Here is a 16,725-nt window from a genome sequence, read left to right as displayed (position 1 = left end):
CATGCGAAGCGATATGATTAAAAAGGGAATCGACCGTGCCCCCCACCGCAGCCTTTTATATGCAACTGGGGTGAAAACGAGTGATTTAGAAAAACCGTTTATCGGAGTTTGTAACTCGTTTATTGAAATTATTCCCGGACATAAACACCTTAATCATTTCGGTGAGATTGTAAAAGAGGCCATCCGTGAAGCTGGTGGAATTCCTTTTGAATTTAATACGATTGGCGTTGATGACGGAATAGCGATGGGACATATCGGCATGCGCTATTCCCTCCCAAGCCGTGAGATTATTGCCGACAGTGCCGAAACAGTTATTAATGCCCATTGGTTTGATGGTGTGTTTTACATTCCAAACTGTGACAAAATCACACCTGGAATGCTGATGGCTGCCGCAAGAACGAATGTCCCCTCTGTTTTTGTTTCAGGTGGTCCAATGGAAGCAGGTGTATCTCCTTCCACAGGGAAAAACCTCTCTCTCACTTCGGTGTTTGAAGGTGTCGGCGCCTACCATAACGGAACAATCAGTCAGCAGCAGCTGCTTGAAATTGAAACTCAAGCCTGCCCTACTTGTGGTTCATGCTCTGGAATGTTCACAGCAAACTCCATGAACTGCCTCATGGAAGTGTTAGGAATGACGGTACCTGGAAATGGAACGATCGTTGCTACTTCTGAAGAAAGACATGAATTGATTCGCCAGGCGGCTAAACATTTAGTTGACTTGGTGAAAAAAGATATTCGTCCTCGTGACATTATTACAAGAGAAGCAATTGATAATGCCTTCGCTTTAGATATGGCAATGGGTGGTTCAACGAATACCGTTTTACACACATTAGCCATTGCACATGAAGCCGGTATTGAATATGATTTGCGTGATATTAACAAGATTGCTGAAAAAGTGCCTTATTTGGCAAAAATTATGCCAGCATCTGATTATTCAATGGATGACGTTCACAGGGCCGGCGGGGTTAGCGCGATTATCAACGAGCTTTATAAACTCGAAGGTGCGCTACATAAAGACTGCTTAACCATTACCGGAAAAACGCTTGAAGAAAATGTGAAAGATGCAACAATCACTAATGAAATGGTCATCCGTACGAAAGATAATCCATATAGCCCTGTTGGAGGCCTCTCCATCCTCTATGGAAACATTGCTCCAGATGGTGGTGTTATCAAGGTTGGCGCGGTGGATCCATCCATTAAGACCTTTCTGGGTGAAGCAATTGTGTTTGAGTCACAAGATGAGGCACAAGAAAACATTAATAACGGAACAGTAAAATCAGGTCATGTTGTCGTTATTCGTTACGAAGGTCCAAAAGGCGGACCGGGCATGCCAGAGATGCTTGCACCTACTTCCGCTATCGCTGGCCGAGGCTTAGCCAAGGAAGTTGCCCTCATTACAGATGGGCGTTTCTCAGGCGCCAGCAGAGGAATTTCTATCGGCCATATTTCACCAGAGGCCGCTGAAGGTGGTCCTATCGCTCTTGTTGAAAATGGTGACAAAATCCTCATCGATCTTGAAGGTCGTTCCATTGAACTTCTTGTTGATGATGAGGTGTTAGCTGAAAGACGTAGTGCATGGGTGAAGCCAGAACCAAAAATTAAATCTGGCTATCTAGCAAAATATGCAAAGCTTGTTACCTCTGCTAATACTGGCGGGGTTATGAAAATATAAGATTTCGCAAAAGTTTGATAGACAAAGGGATTCTCTAGTACCCCTCCCCTTCCACAGAGAAGTAAAGGTACTAAACCATTCGTTCCATCCTTGACAACCAAATACGATAAATCGATGACGGGAAAAAAGGAATAAGAATATGCATTTACAGAGAGCTGGGGTTGCTGGAAGCCCAGTAATGCACCTTATTCCGACATCATCCCTGAGTATTGGGCTGAACGGTTACACTTAGTAGGCTCAATCAGGTGTTGTTTCTTAACACCTGTTACCAAAAGAAGCGTTATTCTATTTGTTGTCGCTTCATAAGGCGGTATTCGTGAGAATGCTGTAAAACCGGGTGGTACCGAGAAAAAGAAGGCCTTTTCTCCCCGATTATTCTGCTATTGATGTTCTTCATTGCAGTCTATTCGGGGAAAACAGGGCCTTTTTTACTATTTTTGAGGACTTTTAATCTTTATCTACACATTTTTGAGAGATATCTACACAAATTTAGAACTTATCTACACGATTTTGATGGATATCTACACATTTTCTAACTTTATCTACACATTTTTGCAATATATCTACAAATCTTCCAAAGAGTTGAGAAACTCGACCTACTTTATTTTACAAAACCACAGCCATACGCTGAGTTTTTCAAATATTCAAATATCCACAAGGAGGGATTACGACGTGAAAGTAGAAGCAAAAAAGCTGGAATTCCAAACCAGTACTGAACCCAAAACTGGTGCCGACCTTCTAATCGATTTATTGAAGCAGGAAGGTGTTGATACGTTATTTGGGTATCCGGGAGGTGCAGTCCTTCCAATCTATGACGCCATCTATCGGGCAAAAGGAACCATCAACCACATCCTTTTCCGCCACGAGCAAGGTATGATTCATGCTGCTGAAGGATATGCCCGGATTACTGGAAGACCTGGAGTAGTCATTGCCACTTCAGGTCCAGGAGCTACTAACCTGGTTACTGGAATTACAGATGCTATGATGGATTCCCTGCCACTCGTGGTATTTACCGGGCAGGTTGCACGAAGTGTCATCGGAACAGATGCCTTCCAGGAAGCTGATGTGATGGCTATTACAACACCAATCACCAAACATAACTACCAAGTGCAATCCATAGCCGATTTGCCAAGAATCGTGAAGGAAGCTTTCCATATTGCTTCTACCGGCCGACCAGGTCCAGTCTTAGTCGATATTCCAAAAGATATCTCAGCAGGAGTATTAACAGAAGAACCAAAAGAAGCGAGTATTCATTTACCAGGCTACCAGCCAACTACCAAACCAAATCCTTTGCAGATTAAAAAACTGGCAGACTCTATTTCTAAAGCAAAGAAACCTGTTGTACTTGCTGGAGCAGGAGTTCTTCACGGAAAGGCTTCAGCTGAACTGACTGCACTTGCTGAAAAATACGACTTACCAGTAGTCACCACGCTATTAGGATTAGGCGCCTTCCCTGCTGACAGCCCGCTCTCTTTAGGAATGGGTGGAATGCACGGAACGTATGCGGCAAACATGGCTTTGCATGATTGTGATTTACTTATCAATTTTGGCGCACGGTTTGATGATCGCTTAACAGGCAATCTGAAACACTTTGCACCACATGCAAAGGTAGCTCATATCGACATTGATCCTGCCGAAATTGGAAAAAACATACCAACTCAAATTCCAATTGTTTCTGATACACGCGAGGCGTTAATGGAATTAGCACAGCATGAAGTCGAACAACCGGAACACCAATCATGGCTTGCAACCCTCCAACAGTATAAACAGGAATATCCGCTTTGGTATAAGCATGATCCAAATGGAATGTGTCCACAGTGGGTCATTGAAGCCGTGCATAAGGTAACAAATGGAAACGCCATTGTTGCAACCGACGTAGGTCAGCATCAAATGTGGGCTGCACAGTATTACACCTTTAAGCAACCGCATCGCTGGATTACATCAGGTGGACTTGGAACCATGGGCTTTGGCTTCCCTGCAGCCATTGGGGCACAAATTGCCTCACCAGAAAGTACAGTTGTTGCAATTGTAGGAGACGGCGGTTTCCAAATGACCCTTCAGGAATTATCGGTCATTTATGAAAGAAACCTTCCTGTAAAAATCATCATCGTTAATAACGGGGCACTCGGAATGGTTCGCCAATGGCAAGAACTACTCCATGGAAACCGTATTTCTGAATCTATCCTTCATACCCAGCCTGATTTCGTCAAGCTGGCTGAAAGCTACTCGATTCGCGGTGTTAAGGTGAACACTCAGGAAGAACTCATTACTGTCTTACCAGAAGTTTTTGCACACAATGGCCCAGTTCTTGTTGATTGCCGCGTGCTTCAACAGGAAAAAGTGTTTCCAATGATTGCACCAGGCAAAGGAATCCATGAAATGATTGGGGTGAAACCATGAAACGGATCATAACAGCCACTGTTCAAGACCGAAGCGGTGTACTAAACCGGGTCACTGGCCTCCTTCAAAGACGTCAATTCAATATTTCAAGCATCTCTGTTGGGCCGACTGAAACAGAAGGCGTCTCCAAAATGACCTTAGTTGTCGAAGTCGAAGACGACCAACGTCTTGAACAAGTGACGAAACAATTAAACAAGCAAATTGATGTATTAAAAGTCTCTGATATTACGGATAAAGCGATTGTTGCTAGAGAGCTCGCTCTCATTAAAGTAGCCAGCAGCAGTCAGCTCCGCAGTGAGATCAATGGAATTATTGATCCGTTCCGTGCCTTAATTATCGATGTCAGCAAAGATAGTCTAGCCGTCCAAATCACTGGCCGTCCTGATAAAATCGATGCCTTGATAGAGCTGCTCCGTCCATACGGCATTAAAGAAATTGCCAGAACTGGACTGACTGCCCTCCAACGAGGTCATCAGCCACAAGTAAACGAACTAGCTACTTACTCACTATTAAAATAAAAACTATTCCTGAAAGGATGATTCATAATGGTAAAAGTACTTTATAACGGAGATATTCAAGAGGCAGTTTTACAAGGGAAAAAGATTGCAGTAATCGGATATGGTTCACAAGGTCATGCACATGCCCTGAACTTAAAAGAAAGCGGCTTTGATGTAGTGGTTGGTCTAAGAGGCGGTAAATCATGGGATAAGGCAGTTGAAGATGGTGTTGATGTTCGTTCTGTTGCTGAGGCAACAGCTGTTGCAGATGTGGTCATGGTTCTTCTTCCAGACGAAATGCAGCCTAAAGTGTACGAAGAAAGTATCAAACCAAATCTAGAAGCAGGAAACGCTCTTGTTTTTGCCCACGGCTTTAACGTTCACTTTAGCCAAATCGTTCCTCCAGAAGATGTGGACGTATTCCTAGTAGCACCTAAAGGTCCAGGACATTTAGTACGACGCACATATACAGAAGGCGCTGGTGTTCCTGCCCTTTATGCGGTTTACCAAGACTACACTGGTCAAGCGCGTGAAGTAGCTCTTGCTTACGCCAAAGGAATTGGTTCTGCTCGTGCAGGCGTGTTAGAAACGACTTTCCAAGAAGAAACAGAAACAGATTTATTCGGAGAACAGGCTGTCCTTTGCGGTGGTACAACTGCCCTAATTAAAGCAGGCTTTGAAACTCTAGTAGAAGCTGGATACCAGCCTGAAGTTGCGTACTTCGAGTGTTTACATGAATTGAAATTAATCGTGGACCTTTTATACGAAGGTGGATTCGAAAACATGCGTTACTCGATTTCTGACACAGCACAATGGGGAGATTTCGTTTCAGGACCACGCGTGGTAAATGAAGATACAAAAGCCCGTATGAAGGAAGTATTAAAAGATATCCAAACTGGTGTGTTTGCAAAAGGCTGGATCCTTGAAAACCAAGCAAATCGCCCACAATTCAACGCCATCAACCGCGCTGAAAACAATCACCAAATCGAGACTGTTGGCAGAGAGCTTCGTGCATTAATGCCTTTCATTAAAAAGCCAGTAAATGCAAAGAAAGAAGTGGTGGTAAATGGTTCACGTTAACATCTTTGATACAACCTTACGCGATGGTGAGCAGTCCCCAGGTGTGAATTTAAACCAGCTCGAAAAGTTAGAAATTGCGAGACAGCTTGAACGATTTGGTGTAGATATTATGGAGGCCGGCTTCCCGGCTTCCTCACAAGGAGATTTTGAAGCAGTACGAGCGATTGCCCAAACAATTAAAAACGCATCCGTCACAGGCTTGGCACGCGCGACAAAATCAGACATTGACATTGCGTGGGATGCCTTAAAAGATGCAGCTGAGCCAAGATTGCATGTGTTTCTTGCTACCTCCCCTATCCATATGAAATATAAATTAATGAAAACACCGGAACAAGTGACACAAACAGCGGTCGATATGGTCGCATATGCGCGCCAAAGATTCCCGCAGATAGAATGGTCTGCAGAGGATGCTTCCCGCTCTGACCTTGATTTTCTCGTTCAGATTATTACAAAGGTTATCGATGCAGGAGCAACTGTCATCAACCTTCCAGATACAGTTGGTTATACCACACCGGAAGAATATGGCCGCATGTTCCGCTACATTAGAGAAAACGTACCTAATATTCATAAAGTAGCCCTATCCTGTCACTGTCACGATGACCTAGGTATGGCGGTAGCAAATAGCCTTGCTGCCATAGAGAATGGCGTGACACAAGTAGAGGGCACGATTAACGGAATTGGTGAACGGGCTGGTAACGCTTCTCTAGAGGAGATTGCTGTAGCCTTAAACATCCGAAAAGATAAATATCCTTACACAACGAATCTAGTATTAAAAGAAATCAAACGTACGAGCGATCTTGTCAGCCGTTTTACAGGCATGTTGGTTCCTCCTAACAAAGCGGTTGTTGGAAAAAATGCCTTCGCCCATGAGTCAGGAATTCACCAGGATGGCGTGTTAAAAAACACCTTAACCTATGAAATTATTACACCTGAATTAGTTGGGGTTAAATCCAATGATTTAGTCCTTGGAAAACACTCCGGCAGACATGCATTTAAAGACAAAATTGAGCAAATGGGTTATACCCTTTCTCCTGAAAAACTAGGTGAAGCCTTCACTGCTTTTAAACAATTAACCGACCGGAAAAAAGAAGTAACGGACGAGGATTTATTTACAATTTTAACTGATATCCAAACAACATCAGTAGATGTGAAAAAATACGAGCTTGTTGCTTTCCAAGTACAATACGGTTCAGCCAATCTCCCTACTGCGACGGTAGCGTTAACTACTCCAGAAGGAATCCGTGTAGAAACCGCGCGTACAGGGTCAGGAAGTGTTGAGGCGCTAATGAACACATTAGAAGCCCTCATTAAAGAAGAAATTCATCTTACTGATTTTAGATTGAGTTCAGTTGGCCAAGGCCGGGATGCCCTAGCAGAGGTTCACGTGAAAATGACCGTTAACGGCAACAAAGTAAGCGGCCGCGGTTCAGCACAGGACGTCTTAGAAGCATCAGCCAAGTCATTCTTAAACGCAGTCAACCGTGTTTTTTATACCCACAAAGCATTAGTGAAAGAAACAGCTATTTCATAGGCAGGGATAAGGAACAATGTTCATTTTTAAACCCTGTTGATTGGAGCGGAAGACGCGAAGACTCCTGTGGGAGTATGGTTCAGGGGAGACCCCGCAGGCGCTTTTCTCCGAGGAGGCTCGCCGAGACACCCACGGAAAGCGCAGCGTCTGGAGCGGAAATCAACAGGCAATTTTAACAAAGCTATTACTTAAAAGCTAGGGTGTATTTCAATGCCCTTATCTTACAAAAAATGAGGAGGTTGCTCTAATGAAAAAACATATTGTCTTACTTCCTGGTGATGGAATTGGTAAGGAAGTCATTCATTCAGCAAGAGAAGTATTAAGTGCCTTAGCAGAAGAATATAATCATTCATTCAGCTTTGAGACCCATGAAATCGGAGGAGCAGCCATTGATCTTTACGGCACTCCCCTTCCAGAATCAACTGTTGATGCCTGTAAACAGGCAGATGCTGTACTACTTGGAGCAGTAGGTGGGCCTAAATGGGATCAGAATCCTTCCCATCTACGACCAGAACGTGGCTTGCTTGGCATTCGAAAGGCCCTTGATTTATATGCAAACTTACGGCCAATCAAGGGATTTAAAAATCTCCTCCATGCATCACCATTAAAGGAAGAAGTGGTATCTGGCAGCGACCTCCTTATTGTACGGGAATTAACTGGCGGCCTTTACTTCGGGACACCAAGTGAACGCCGTGACAACGGAAACGTAGTAGTAGACACACTTGCTTACACACGTAAAGAGATTGAAAGAATTGTAGATAAAGGCTTCCAAGCTGCACAGCAGCGGCGCGGTCACTTAACTTCTGTTGACAAGGCAAATGTCCTTGAATCAAGTAAGTTATGGCGAGAAGTGGTCGAGGAGAAAAAGGCTCAATATCCGGATGTTGCAGTTGAACATGTGTTAGTTGATGCAGCGGCAATGAAATTGATTACAAACCCGACTCACTTTGACGTCATCGTTACTGAGAATCTATTCGGAGACATCTTAAGTGATGAAGCATCAGTCATAACCGGTTCGCTCGGCATGCTTCCATCTGCCAGCTTACGTGAAGATGGGGTGGGCCTTTATGAACCTGTTCATGGCTCCGCACCTGATATCGCTGGAAAAGGAGTGGCTAATCCAGTTGCGATGATTTTATCAGCTGCTCTCATGCTACGTTATTCCTTCCAATTGGATGATGAAGCGAAGGTCATTGAAGACGCGGTTCAGTCTGTACTTGATGCTGGCTTCCATACGGGGGATCTCCAAGTGACAGATGGGCGCCTTGTAGGAACAGTAGAAATGACAAAACTGATTGTAGATTACATTAAATCACAGAACGCATCCAAGTGTATCGCCAGCTGTTATTTTTAATAGGTGAATCAGAATCCGTCAGGCTTGTTCTTTAACAATTGCCTGGCGGATTTCCTGCAAATTTTTCAATAGCAAAAATCTATGAACGTGAGGAAGGAAGCTATGCAAACACCAAAAAATATTATCCAAAAAATTTGGGAACAGCATGTAGTCCATCAAGAGGAAGGAAAACCGGATTTATTATATATCGATTTACACCTCGTACATGAAGTGACCTCTCCTCAAGCATTTGAGGGCTTACGAATAAATGGACGTAAAGTCCGCCGTCCGGATCTTACTTACGCAACGATGGACCATAATGTTCCTACCCGACAACGTCTTGTCATTAATGACCCAATCTCTAAAAAGCAAATCGATACCTTACAGGAAAACTGTCAGGAATTCGGTATTACACTTGCTGATATTCATCATCCCGATAATGGTATTGTCCATGTCATTGGTCCTGAGCTTGGCCTCACCCAGCCTGGAAAAACAATCGTTTGCGGGGATAGTCACACCTCTACACATGGTGCATTCGGAGCCCTTGCCTTTGGAATTGGTACAAGTGAAGTGGAACATGTACTTGCCACTCAAACGCTTTGGCAGGCACCGCCAAAAACCCTTAATGTAAAAGTAAACGGCAAACTTGGGGTTGGTGTAACAGCAAAGGACCTCATTCTAGCTATCATCGGCAAGTTCGGCGTCCAATTTGGAACTGGTTATGTGATGGAATACACAGGTGAAGCGATTCGATCCTTATCCATGGAAGAGCGAATGACTGTCTGCAATATGTCGATTGAGGCTGGTGCGAGAGCGGGTCTGATCACTCCTGATGAAACTACGTTTGAGTATTTACGAGGACGCCGCCATGTGCCACAAGGAGAAGCATTTGAAGAAGCTGTTGCTAAGTGGCAATCACTTGCGACAGACGAAGGCGCAGCTTATGATGCTGTGGTTGAAATTGATGCAGCGGAAGTCGAGCCACAGGTGACGTGGGGAACAAATCCTGGCATGTGCATTCCTGTTACAGCTAACGTTCCAAGCCCAGATGATGTTGATAGACCAAGCGAGCAGGACGAAATTAACCGGGCTCTTGAATATATGGGACTTACGGCAGGAGAGCCTATCTCCAACGTTAAAATTGACCATGTTTTCATTGGTTCGTGTACAAACTCCAGGTTAAGCGACTTACGAAAAGCGGCTGAAGTCGTGCGCGACAGAAAGGTTAGCCCTTCTGTTACCGCTATCGTCGTGCCTGGTTCATTTAGTATAAAACTGGCTGCAGAGAAGGAAGGCTTGGATGTCATCTTTAAAGAGGCAGGCTTTGAATGGCGAGAGGCCGGCTGCAGTATGTGTTTAGCAATGAATGATGATATCGTTCCTGCAGGCGAGCGCTGTGCCTCCACTTCTAACCGAAACTTTGAAGGGCGACAAGGAAATGGCGCACGGACCCATTTGGTCAGTCCAGAAATGGCTGCAGCTGCTGCAGTTGCAGGTCATTTTGTTGATGTCCGTCAATTCACTGCTCAGGAGGTTATGTAGCATATGGAACCACTACGCATTCACCAAGGACTTGTTTGCCCATTAAACAGGCCTAATGTAGATACAGATCAAATTATTCCGAAGCAATTTTTGAAGCGAATTGAACGCAGTGGCTTTGGTCAATACCTCTTTTATCATTGGCGCTTTGATGATGCGGGCAATTTACGGCCTGATTTCCCTTTGAATCTGCCAAAATATCAGGGTGCCTCCATCTTGGTTGCTGGTGAGAACTTCGGTTGCGGCTCATCCCGTGAGCATGCACCATGGGCCGTGCAGGATTTTGGCTTTAAGGTAATCATCGCACCAAGCTACGCCGATATTTTTAAAAATAATTGTGTGAAAAATGGAATTCTAGCCGTTCAAGCAAGTGAATCACAGGTACAAACCATTATGAAAAATGCTGAAGCCGAGGGCTACAAGCTAACGGTCAATCTTGAGGAGCAAAGAGTGTTTGATAACTCCGGATTCGAGATGACTTTCGATATCGCTCCGTATCCTAAACAAATGCTTCTTAACGGTTGGGATGAGATTGGGGTTACTTTAACCTATGAGGATAAAATTAAGCAATATGAATTGGCACGTTAATTTGAATGAGCCTGGGAGTCCAGGCTCATTTTTTCTATGTGACCGTTTCCTCTTTCCTTCAACCAGTTCGGTCGCGTAGACCCTTTCTATGTGACCGTTTCCTCTTTCCTTTAACCAGTTCGGTCGCGTAGACCCTTTCTATGTGACCGTTTCCTCTTTCCTTTAACCAATTCGGTCGCGTAGACCCTTTCTATGTGACTGTTTCCTCTTTCCTTCAACCAGTTCGGTCGCGTAGACCCTTTCTATGTGACCGTTTCCTCTTTCCTTCAACCAGTTCGGGTTCGTAGACCCTTTCTACGTGACCGTTTCCTCTTTCCTTCAGCCAGTTCGGGTTCGTAGACCCTTTCTATGTGACCGTTTCCTCTTTCCTTCAACCAGTTCGGGTTCGTTGACCCTTTCTATGTGACCGCTTGCTTACTCTATAGCTATTTTGTTAAAAGACCGCCAAATAAGATGAAAAGTATTTCACGAATATCAACAATCATACAAAACAGAGCTTTTTCAATAAAAAAGAAAAGCTTATCCCCTTTTTCGGAGAAAAGCCCTGGTCTTATAGTGTTTCTAATATATTTTTATTATCCGATTCCTCATCAAAGGAAAGTACATCCTCCACCGGCTGGTACGACTCACCATAGAAATGCTTATCCTTATAGGTGTGGATCATGTCATATGTTTTTTTCATCGCTTCAAAAATCATTTCTTCTGTTTCATCATTTGGTGCCCAGTACAGGATTTCCATCCTGTTAATTTCATTCGTTGCCAATGACCTTCTCTCATAACCAATCGACACAGCATGCTCGAATTTTTCCCGTTTATAAAAATGGAGCCTTTTCTCCGTATCGCTGTCCTCATAGTTTACAGGTTCTACTTCTAAGATAATTGGTTTTCCTTTTTGTTTCAGCTTCTCTAAAAGTTTATGCCCCAGTCTCTGACCCCGGGCATTTTTTGATACAAATAAATAATCGATAAAAATAAAATTATCTAGTTCAACATACATCAAGACATGATTAGGCCCTTCATCTTTATGATAGATTTCGGAACGTTCTTTCAGCAGGGTCTCCATGTGCTCTCGTGATTTCATCTCTTCGACAGGAAAATATTGATTCAACTTTTCATACCAATGCATGGGATTCCCCTTTCATTCTTTCACTTACTCTAAAATTCAGGTAACTGATCGAGATTATTTTCCTTGATACCATCAGGTTCACTTCGGATAATATCTCTACCATATTTATGAAAGACATCAACGTGCGCCACATTTCCAGCCTTCGCTTCATCCAATGCTGTTACATAGTCCAATTCTCGTCCAGTGTTTGTTTTAAAGGCAATAATATCTCCATCCTCATTTTTTCTAACGGCAACAAACGCTTCTTTACTATCAGAAGTACTCTGATTTGCCTCAAGCATGGCTTCTTGTTCACTTTGCTGCTTATATTCTTGATAAATTTTTTCAAAATCCTGTTGCTCCATTAATTCCACCTCCGAACATTTGTTAGTATTTTTCCTTTTGATAAAATTATCCCTCGTCCTGAAATTGTCAAAAACTGTTCACACTTGTATTCCCCTAATAAATTTCACCTCAAACCTCACGTGGTATAATTTACCTAATCGGGGTGATAAAATGGAACCGTCAGAAGGAAATGCATGGTTTTACATTCGAGATCATCAACAACAGGGACCTGTAGGTATATTTGAATTAAAAAAATTGTTAGAACAAGGTATTTTAACAGCTGAAACGTTTATATGGACAAAGGAACTAGAAGGTTGGCAAAGGGTGAAAAGCCTTAACCTATTTCCTGACACTATCTTGAAGTCCGGAGAGAAGGATGAATCTCCGATTAACTTAGCAGGTGAATGGGAGGAAATCAAAAAAGAAACCTATCCAAATGGAAGACCCGTTGTCCGTTACCTGGCACGATTTTTTGATCTCTCCTTGTTTTCATTGTTTCTCATTACATTGGTATCCGTCTTCTCTCCAAGATTTATCGTTGAATCTTCAGGAATCGCCATTTTCATGTTCAGTCTGGTTCTCTATATTTTAGTAGAAGCAGCCATTCTCTCTATTTTTGGAAATACCTTAGGTAAGACCATACTTCATGCAAGGCTGCGAATGGTCAATGGCGAACATATTGACTTTTTTACGGCCCTTAAGCGAAGTATCTTTGTAACAGCAGCCGGAATGGGGTTTGGAATCCCCTTAATAAATTTCATTTGCTTTTATTTTTCTTATTTCGATCTTAAAAAAAATGGAAGGTCCACATGGGACAATCAGATAGGTACAGTCGTTTTATACGGCAACGTAAGTTTCACACGGATCGTATTCGTCAGTTTGTTTCCGATTTCTCTACTAGTCGCTGGACTGATCGTCTAAAGTAAATTATTTTGTGAATGATTGAACAAAAAAATCCACCCATCATAATCTCAAAAACAAAAGCCCTCCATAACCATAAATGGAAGGGCTTTCAAATTTCTCTTCTTGAGAAAATAATTCTCTTCGAACCCCAACCTAAACCTATTAGCGTGATTCCCCTTGTTCAGTGGGTATACTAGTAAATAAGGATATTTTTAGGAGTGAGAGGAATGATTTCTCTAGATAAATCGCACGACCCTCGAAATAATGCTGAGATGCTTGCACGAATCACAGGAATACAACTGGATATAAAGCAGGCGGTCAGCGAAACAGAAGAATTATTTGATCAGCGTTTAAACAAAGCGGTTGTCCCTATAGCTACTAAGAAACCTTTCCAACCGTCACCCTTTTTTAAAAAAGTAACAGAAGGCTTATTTCGTCTACTAGCAAAACCTTCACGTCTTTTAAAACCCACGAGAATCTTAGTTGATGATGAAGGAATGGTATTCCCAGATTGGAAGGATACGCTTGATACAGAATACATGCGATTGAAAAAGCAGATAACCCGTGAAGTAAATGTCATGGATTTTGGTGCAGTTGGGGACGGTATCACAGATTCCAGTGCTGCTTTTCAAAAAGCAATTGGTAATGGACGGGTAAAAGTCATTGTCCCACCTGGAGTTTTTCTTACAAAAGGGATCAAACTGCCCTCATGGACATGGCTTGAAGGTTCCGGTAAAGGGGTTACTACGATTAAGCTCAACCAACAGGCCCCAAAAGGTACAAGATTAGTAACCAACGCTAACCATTGGCGGGGCAACCATCATCTTTTCATTAAGGGCTTAAGTTTAGACTGGAATGTTGAAAGGCTCGGGGAAGTAACAAAAACAAGTTCCTGGGGGAACCATTCGAGCTGCTTAACATACGCAAATGTGACCTATGGTTGGGTAAAGGATGTAGAAGGAATCAATCCTGGACTTCATTGCTTTGACATCTCCTCCACCCTTTACAATTACGCCGGTGATGGATACCGTGCACGTGGTGGCAGTAAGTACGTTTGGCTAGATAATGTTACCGGCTATGGCTTTGGTGATGACGGAATCACCACTCACCATAGTGATTATGTTTGGATTTCTCATTCGCATATGTGCGACCCTAGTGGACGAGCCCACAAAAAAGGCTATTCCAATTCAAATGGAATCGAAGTGGATGATGGATCAAGAAATGTGCTGTTAGTGAATAATTCATCTGCTAGATGCTTTGGCGGTGTAGAAATTAAAGCCCATCAAAATTCCTCAGCAGCCTCAAATGTGGTAATCGTGGGTCATATCTCTGTCAATGATAACCGTTCCTTTAACTTCCGTCATATCGGTCACCATAAAGCTTCCGATGCTGAATCACTGACTGCTTTTAACATTTTGGCAGTGAATCTTGCTGCCATTGCACCTGTTTTTTCAACGTTATACGAAGATTCCACACCCCGCGGCATGGTGATTTCTGCTTATAAAAATGTGGTGATTAACCATTTTACTTTAATCGGAGAAGCTAATTACGACTATCAAGGAAATCCGGTAATTGCTGTTCAATATCGTGCTCGAAATGTGCTTCTAAACAACATTTCGTTTAAAGATTTTACTCATGCTGGAAAAAATATTAAAGTTTATGATGGCGGCAATCGTGCTGATTCTATCAAGTTCGGAAATATCAAAGTTTTTCAACCTTTGAATAATTTAACAAATAATAAGCATTCTAAGATGTGTTTAGGAGGTGAAAATTTTGTCACATCAATTGAATGCAAATGAGAAGCAACAGGCTAAAAATAATCGTCAAGGCTCCGGATCAGAATATCACAGAGAGCATGCGGGTAATGTTGAAGGCTACGGCCAACCGCACCCAGTTAATGGTGAAAATACTATGACAAATAACAAGGAATAATCTATTTATGAGTGAAAGAGATTAAATAAATAAACTGACGTGTACCCATTGTACACGTCATTTCTTATGCCTTTTTTCAACCTCTAATTCATCGACAAGCTTTTCTGCCACTCTACGGTATAAATTACTCATATGAACAAGCGAAGAAATCATCAACACTTGTTCAAGATAAGCAGAATCCTCACTCTGTAACGACGTAATTTCTCCTTTTACTTCCATTACCCTTTGCTCGATATCCTCTTTAAAATCAACCGCGTTTTGGCTGGTCAAATGAAGATAACTTGTATAAAAAGATTCAACATCCAACTCTTCATTTACAATCATCTTATTAATCCCATCAAGGGTAACTTTAATATCATTGATCGAAAGCGCCCCTTTTAACTGGTAAATCAGACTAATTAGAATGAGATGCTCTTTGGAATATTTCTTATTTTGAATTGGAAAAATTAACTTCCCTTTTGCATAGTTATTGATCATTGTCTTGGTGAGAACCTTTTCGTCCTCATTCCGTTTTGTTTCGTTAAATTTACTTTCAAATAATTGAATGACCTGGTCCATATATAAATCAATCTTTGGAATCTCATCAAAAGTTAAGTTCGTCTCCAAGCCAAGCTGGTTAATAATTTGGTTAATATGTTCCATTCCGTAAACCCCGCTCATCTTCATTATATTTTCATTATACATAAAGAAATAGTTGTTGACTAGGTGTAATTACACGAGTATCATTATAAGTAGTTATTAAAACTACATGTCGCGTTAGGAGGAATTAATATATGAACAATTATATTCGTGAACCCATTAATGGACTGACTCACTTAGCTGGAGCAATTTTAGCCTTTGTTGGACTCCTTGCAATGGTCATCAAAACCGCAATGACGGATCCCTCCCCACTGGCTATTACAGCAGTCATTATCTTTGGGGTTAGCATGATCCTCCTTTATTCCGCTTCGGCCACCTATCATATGGTTATTGCTCATGACAAAGTAATTGCTTTTTTGAGACGGCTCGACCACTCAATGATATTTGTACTGATTGCTGGAACATATACCCCTTTCTGTTTTATCAGTTTGAACGGAAAAACGGGTGCCATTCTATTTTCGATCATCTCCAGTGTTGCCATTAGTGGGGTTGTTTTTAAAATGGTGTGGTTTACTTGCCCGCGCTGGATCTCTACTGCATTGTATATTGCCATGGGCTGGATGATTGTTTTTGTTTTTTCTCCCTTAACAGGAAGCTTAAATCCAATGGGTTTAGTATTACTGATTCTCGGGGGGATTTTTTATACAATTGGCGGGGTAATATACGGGGCAAAACCGAAGTTCCTAGAAACGAAATACTTAGGTTTCCACGAAATTTTTCATATTTTTATCTTGCTAGGAAGCCTGGCACATTTTTTCTCTGTGTTTTTGTATGTCATATAAGGCTTTTTTCGCAAAAATTGTTGTTATTCATTACTTAGCTTTTCCATTGCCGACTTTTGACTTGATTAATTTCTTCCATACTGTCCAAAGTTGCCTTACCTTCTGACAGTGTTTCTCTGGTTTCTGCCAACTCTGTCCGAAGTTGCCTTGCCTTTTGACAGTGTTTCTCTTTTTTCCGCCAACACTGTCCGAAGTTTCCTTACCTTCTGACAGTGTTTCTCTGGTTTTCGCCAACTCTGTCCGAAGTTGCCTTACCTTCTGACAGTGTTTCTCTGGTTTCTGCTAACACTGTCCAAAGTTGCCGATTAAGTCCATATAATTGTGTAAAAAGAAAATAGGTCATCATCATGACCCGTGTTACAATGTTTTCGACCAAGAA

Annotated in this window: 16 protein-coding genes; 12 read left to right on the top strand and 4 right to left on the bottom strand. The window is 42.3% G+C overall.

Translation table 11 applies throughout. The features are described 5' to 3' along the window. Window position 1: 1 nt before the first annotated feature. The 8 genes from ilvD to leuD all read left to right on the top strand — a co-directional run bounded on the left by ilvD (window position 2) and on the right by leuD (window position 10,640). On the top strand, window positions 2–1,672 hold the full coding sequence (ilvD, locus tag AC3A54_RS20430) for a dihydroxy-acid dehydratase (protein ID WP_487655971.1): 1,671 nt from the start codon (window positions 2–4) through the stop codon (window positions 1,670–1,672). A gap of 672 nt (window positions 1,673–2,344) precedes the next feature. After that, window positions 2,345–4,072 (top strand): biosynthetic-type acetolactate synthase large subunit, encoded by a 1,728-nt coding sequence (gene ilvB, locus AC3A54_RS20425; RefSeq protein WP_309866910.1) that lies wholly within the window; start codon window positions 2,345–2,347, stop codon window positions 4,070–4,072. Further along, window positions 4,069–4,590: an acetolactate synthase small subunit gene (ilvN, locus tag AC3A54_RS20420; protein ID WP_309866912.1), complete on the top strand. Its 522-nt coding sequence runs from the start codon at window positions 4,069–4,071 to the stop codon at window positions 4,588–4,590. Before ilvB ends, ilvN begins: the two co-directional genes overlap by 4 nt. A gap of 27 nt (window positions 4,591–4,617) precedes the next feature. Continuing rightward, window positions 4,618–5,649 carry a ketol-acid reductoisomerase gene (gene ilvC / locus AC3A54_RS20415; protein ID WP_308080999.1) on the top strand — a complete coding sequence of 344 codons (1,032 nt, stop codon included), beginning with the start codon at window positions 4,618–4,620 and terminating at the stop codon, window positions 5,647–5,649. After that, entirely contained in the window at window positions 5,636–7,180 is a 1,545-nt protein-coding gene (locus AC3A54_RS20410) for a 2-isopropylmalate synthase (RefSeq protein WP_487655970.1), read from the top strand. The genes ilvC and AC3A54_RS20410 overlap by 14 nt, the downstream gene beginning before the upstream one ends. Before the next feature lie 247 nt (window positions 7,181–7,427). Then, window positions 7,428–8,534: a 3-isopropylmalate dehydrogenase gene (gene leuB, locus AC3A54_RS20405; protein ID WP_487655969.1), complete on the top strand. Its 1,107-nt coding sequence runs from the start codon at window positions 7,428–7,430 to the stop codon at window positions 8,532–8,534. Between the two features lie 102 nt (window positions 8,535–8,636). Continuing rightward, window positions 8,637–10,055: a 3-isopropylmalate dehydratase large subunit gene (gene leuC, locus AC3A54_RS20400; RefSeq protein ID WP_487655968.1), complete on the top strand. Its 1,419-nt coding sequence runs from the start codon at window positions 8,637–8,639 to the stop codon at window positions 10,053–10,055. A gap of 3 nt (window positions 10,056–10,058) precedes the next feature. Then, complete coding sequence (leuD, locus tag AC3A54_RS20395) at window positions 10,059–10,640, top strand: 3-isopropylmalate dehydratase small subunit (RefSeq protein WP_335530178.1); 582 nt, start codon at window positions 10,059–10,061, stop codon at window positions 10,638–10,640. A gap of 550 nt (window positions 10,641–11,190) precedes the next feature. Here leuD and AC3A54_RS20390 read toward each other — a convergent pair. Together AC3A54_RS20390 and AC3A54_RS20385 are read right to left on the bottom strand one after the other, a co-directional pair. Further along, window positions 11,191–11,766, bottom strand: coding sequence for a GNAT family N-acetyltransferase (locus AC3A54_RS20390; protein ID WP_335545936.1), 576 nt, complete (start codon window positions 11,764–11,766; stop codon window positions 11,191–11,193). A 29-nt stretch (window positions 11,767–11,795) separates the two neighbouring features. After that, entirely contained in the window at window positions 11,796–12,047 is a 252-nt protein-coding gene (locus AC3A54_RS20385) for a DUF3892 domain-containing protein (RefSeq protein ID WP_487656026.1), read from the bottom strand. 214 nt (window positions 12,048–12,261) lie between these two features. On the opposite strand from AC3A54_RS20385, the gene AC3A54_RS20380 reads away from it, so the two are divergent. From AC3A54_RS20380 to AC3A54_RS20370, 3 genes are all read left to right on the top strand, one after another. Then, window positions 12,262–13,011: an RDD family protein gene (locus AC3A54_RS20380; protein WP_487655967.1), complete on the top strand. Its 750-nt coding sequence runs from the start codon at window positions 12,262–12,264 to the stop codon at window positions 13,009–13,011. Window positions 13,012–13,220: 209 nt separating this feature from the next. Continuing rightward, the gene (locus tag AC3A54_RS20375; RefSeq protein ID WP_487655966.1) at window positions 13,221–14,792 is read left to right on the top strand and encodes a glycosyl hydrolase family 28-related protein; all 1,572 of its coding nucleotides are present in this window, start codon (window positions 13,221–13,223) and stop codon (window positions 14,790–14,792) included. After that, complete coding sequence (locus AC3A54_RS20370; protein WP_487655965.1) at window positions 14,767–14,925, top strand: hypothetical protein; 159 nt, start codon at window positions 14,767–14,769, stop codon at window positions 14,923–14,925. The genes AC3A54_RS20375 and AC3A54_RS20370 overlap by 26 nt, the downstream gene beginning before the upstream one ends. Before the next feature lie 57 nt (window positions 14,926–14,982). Here AC3A54_RS20370 and AC3A54_RS20365 read toward each other — a convergent pair whose 3' ends face one another. Next, window positions 14,983–15,567: a DUF1836 domain-containing protein gene (locus AC3A54_RS20365; RefSeq protein ID WP_487655964.1), complete on the bottom strand. Its 585-nt coding sequence runs from the start codon at window positions 15,565–15,567 to the stop codon at window positions 14,983–14,985. Window positions 15,568–15,698: 131 nt separating this feature from the next. Here AC3A54_RS20365 and trhA point away from each other — a divergent pair, with 131 nt between their 5' ends. Then, window positions 15,699–16,346, top strand: a complete 648-nt coding sequence (trhA, locus tag AC3A54_RS20360) for a PAQR family membrane homeostasis protein TrhA (protein WP_487655963.1) — start codon at window positions 15,699–15,701, stop codon at window positions 16,344–16,346. 199 nt (window positions 16,347–16,545) lie between these two features. Here trhA and AC3A54_RS20355 read toward each other — a convergent pair. After that, window positions 16,546–16,725 (bottom strand): hypothetical protein (locus AC3A54_RS20355; protein WP_487655962.1); only part of this gene is annotated, 180 nt, incomplete at its 5' end.

It is taken from the genome of Neobacillus sp. Soil_C_43, assembly GCF_057656715.1.
This window is presented reverse-complemented; position numbering and strand designations above follow the sequence as displayed.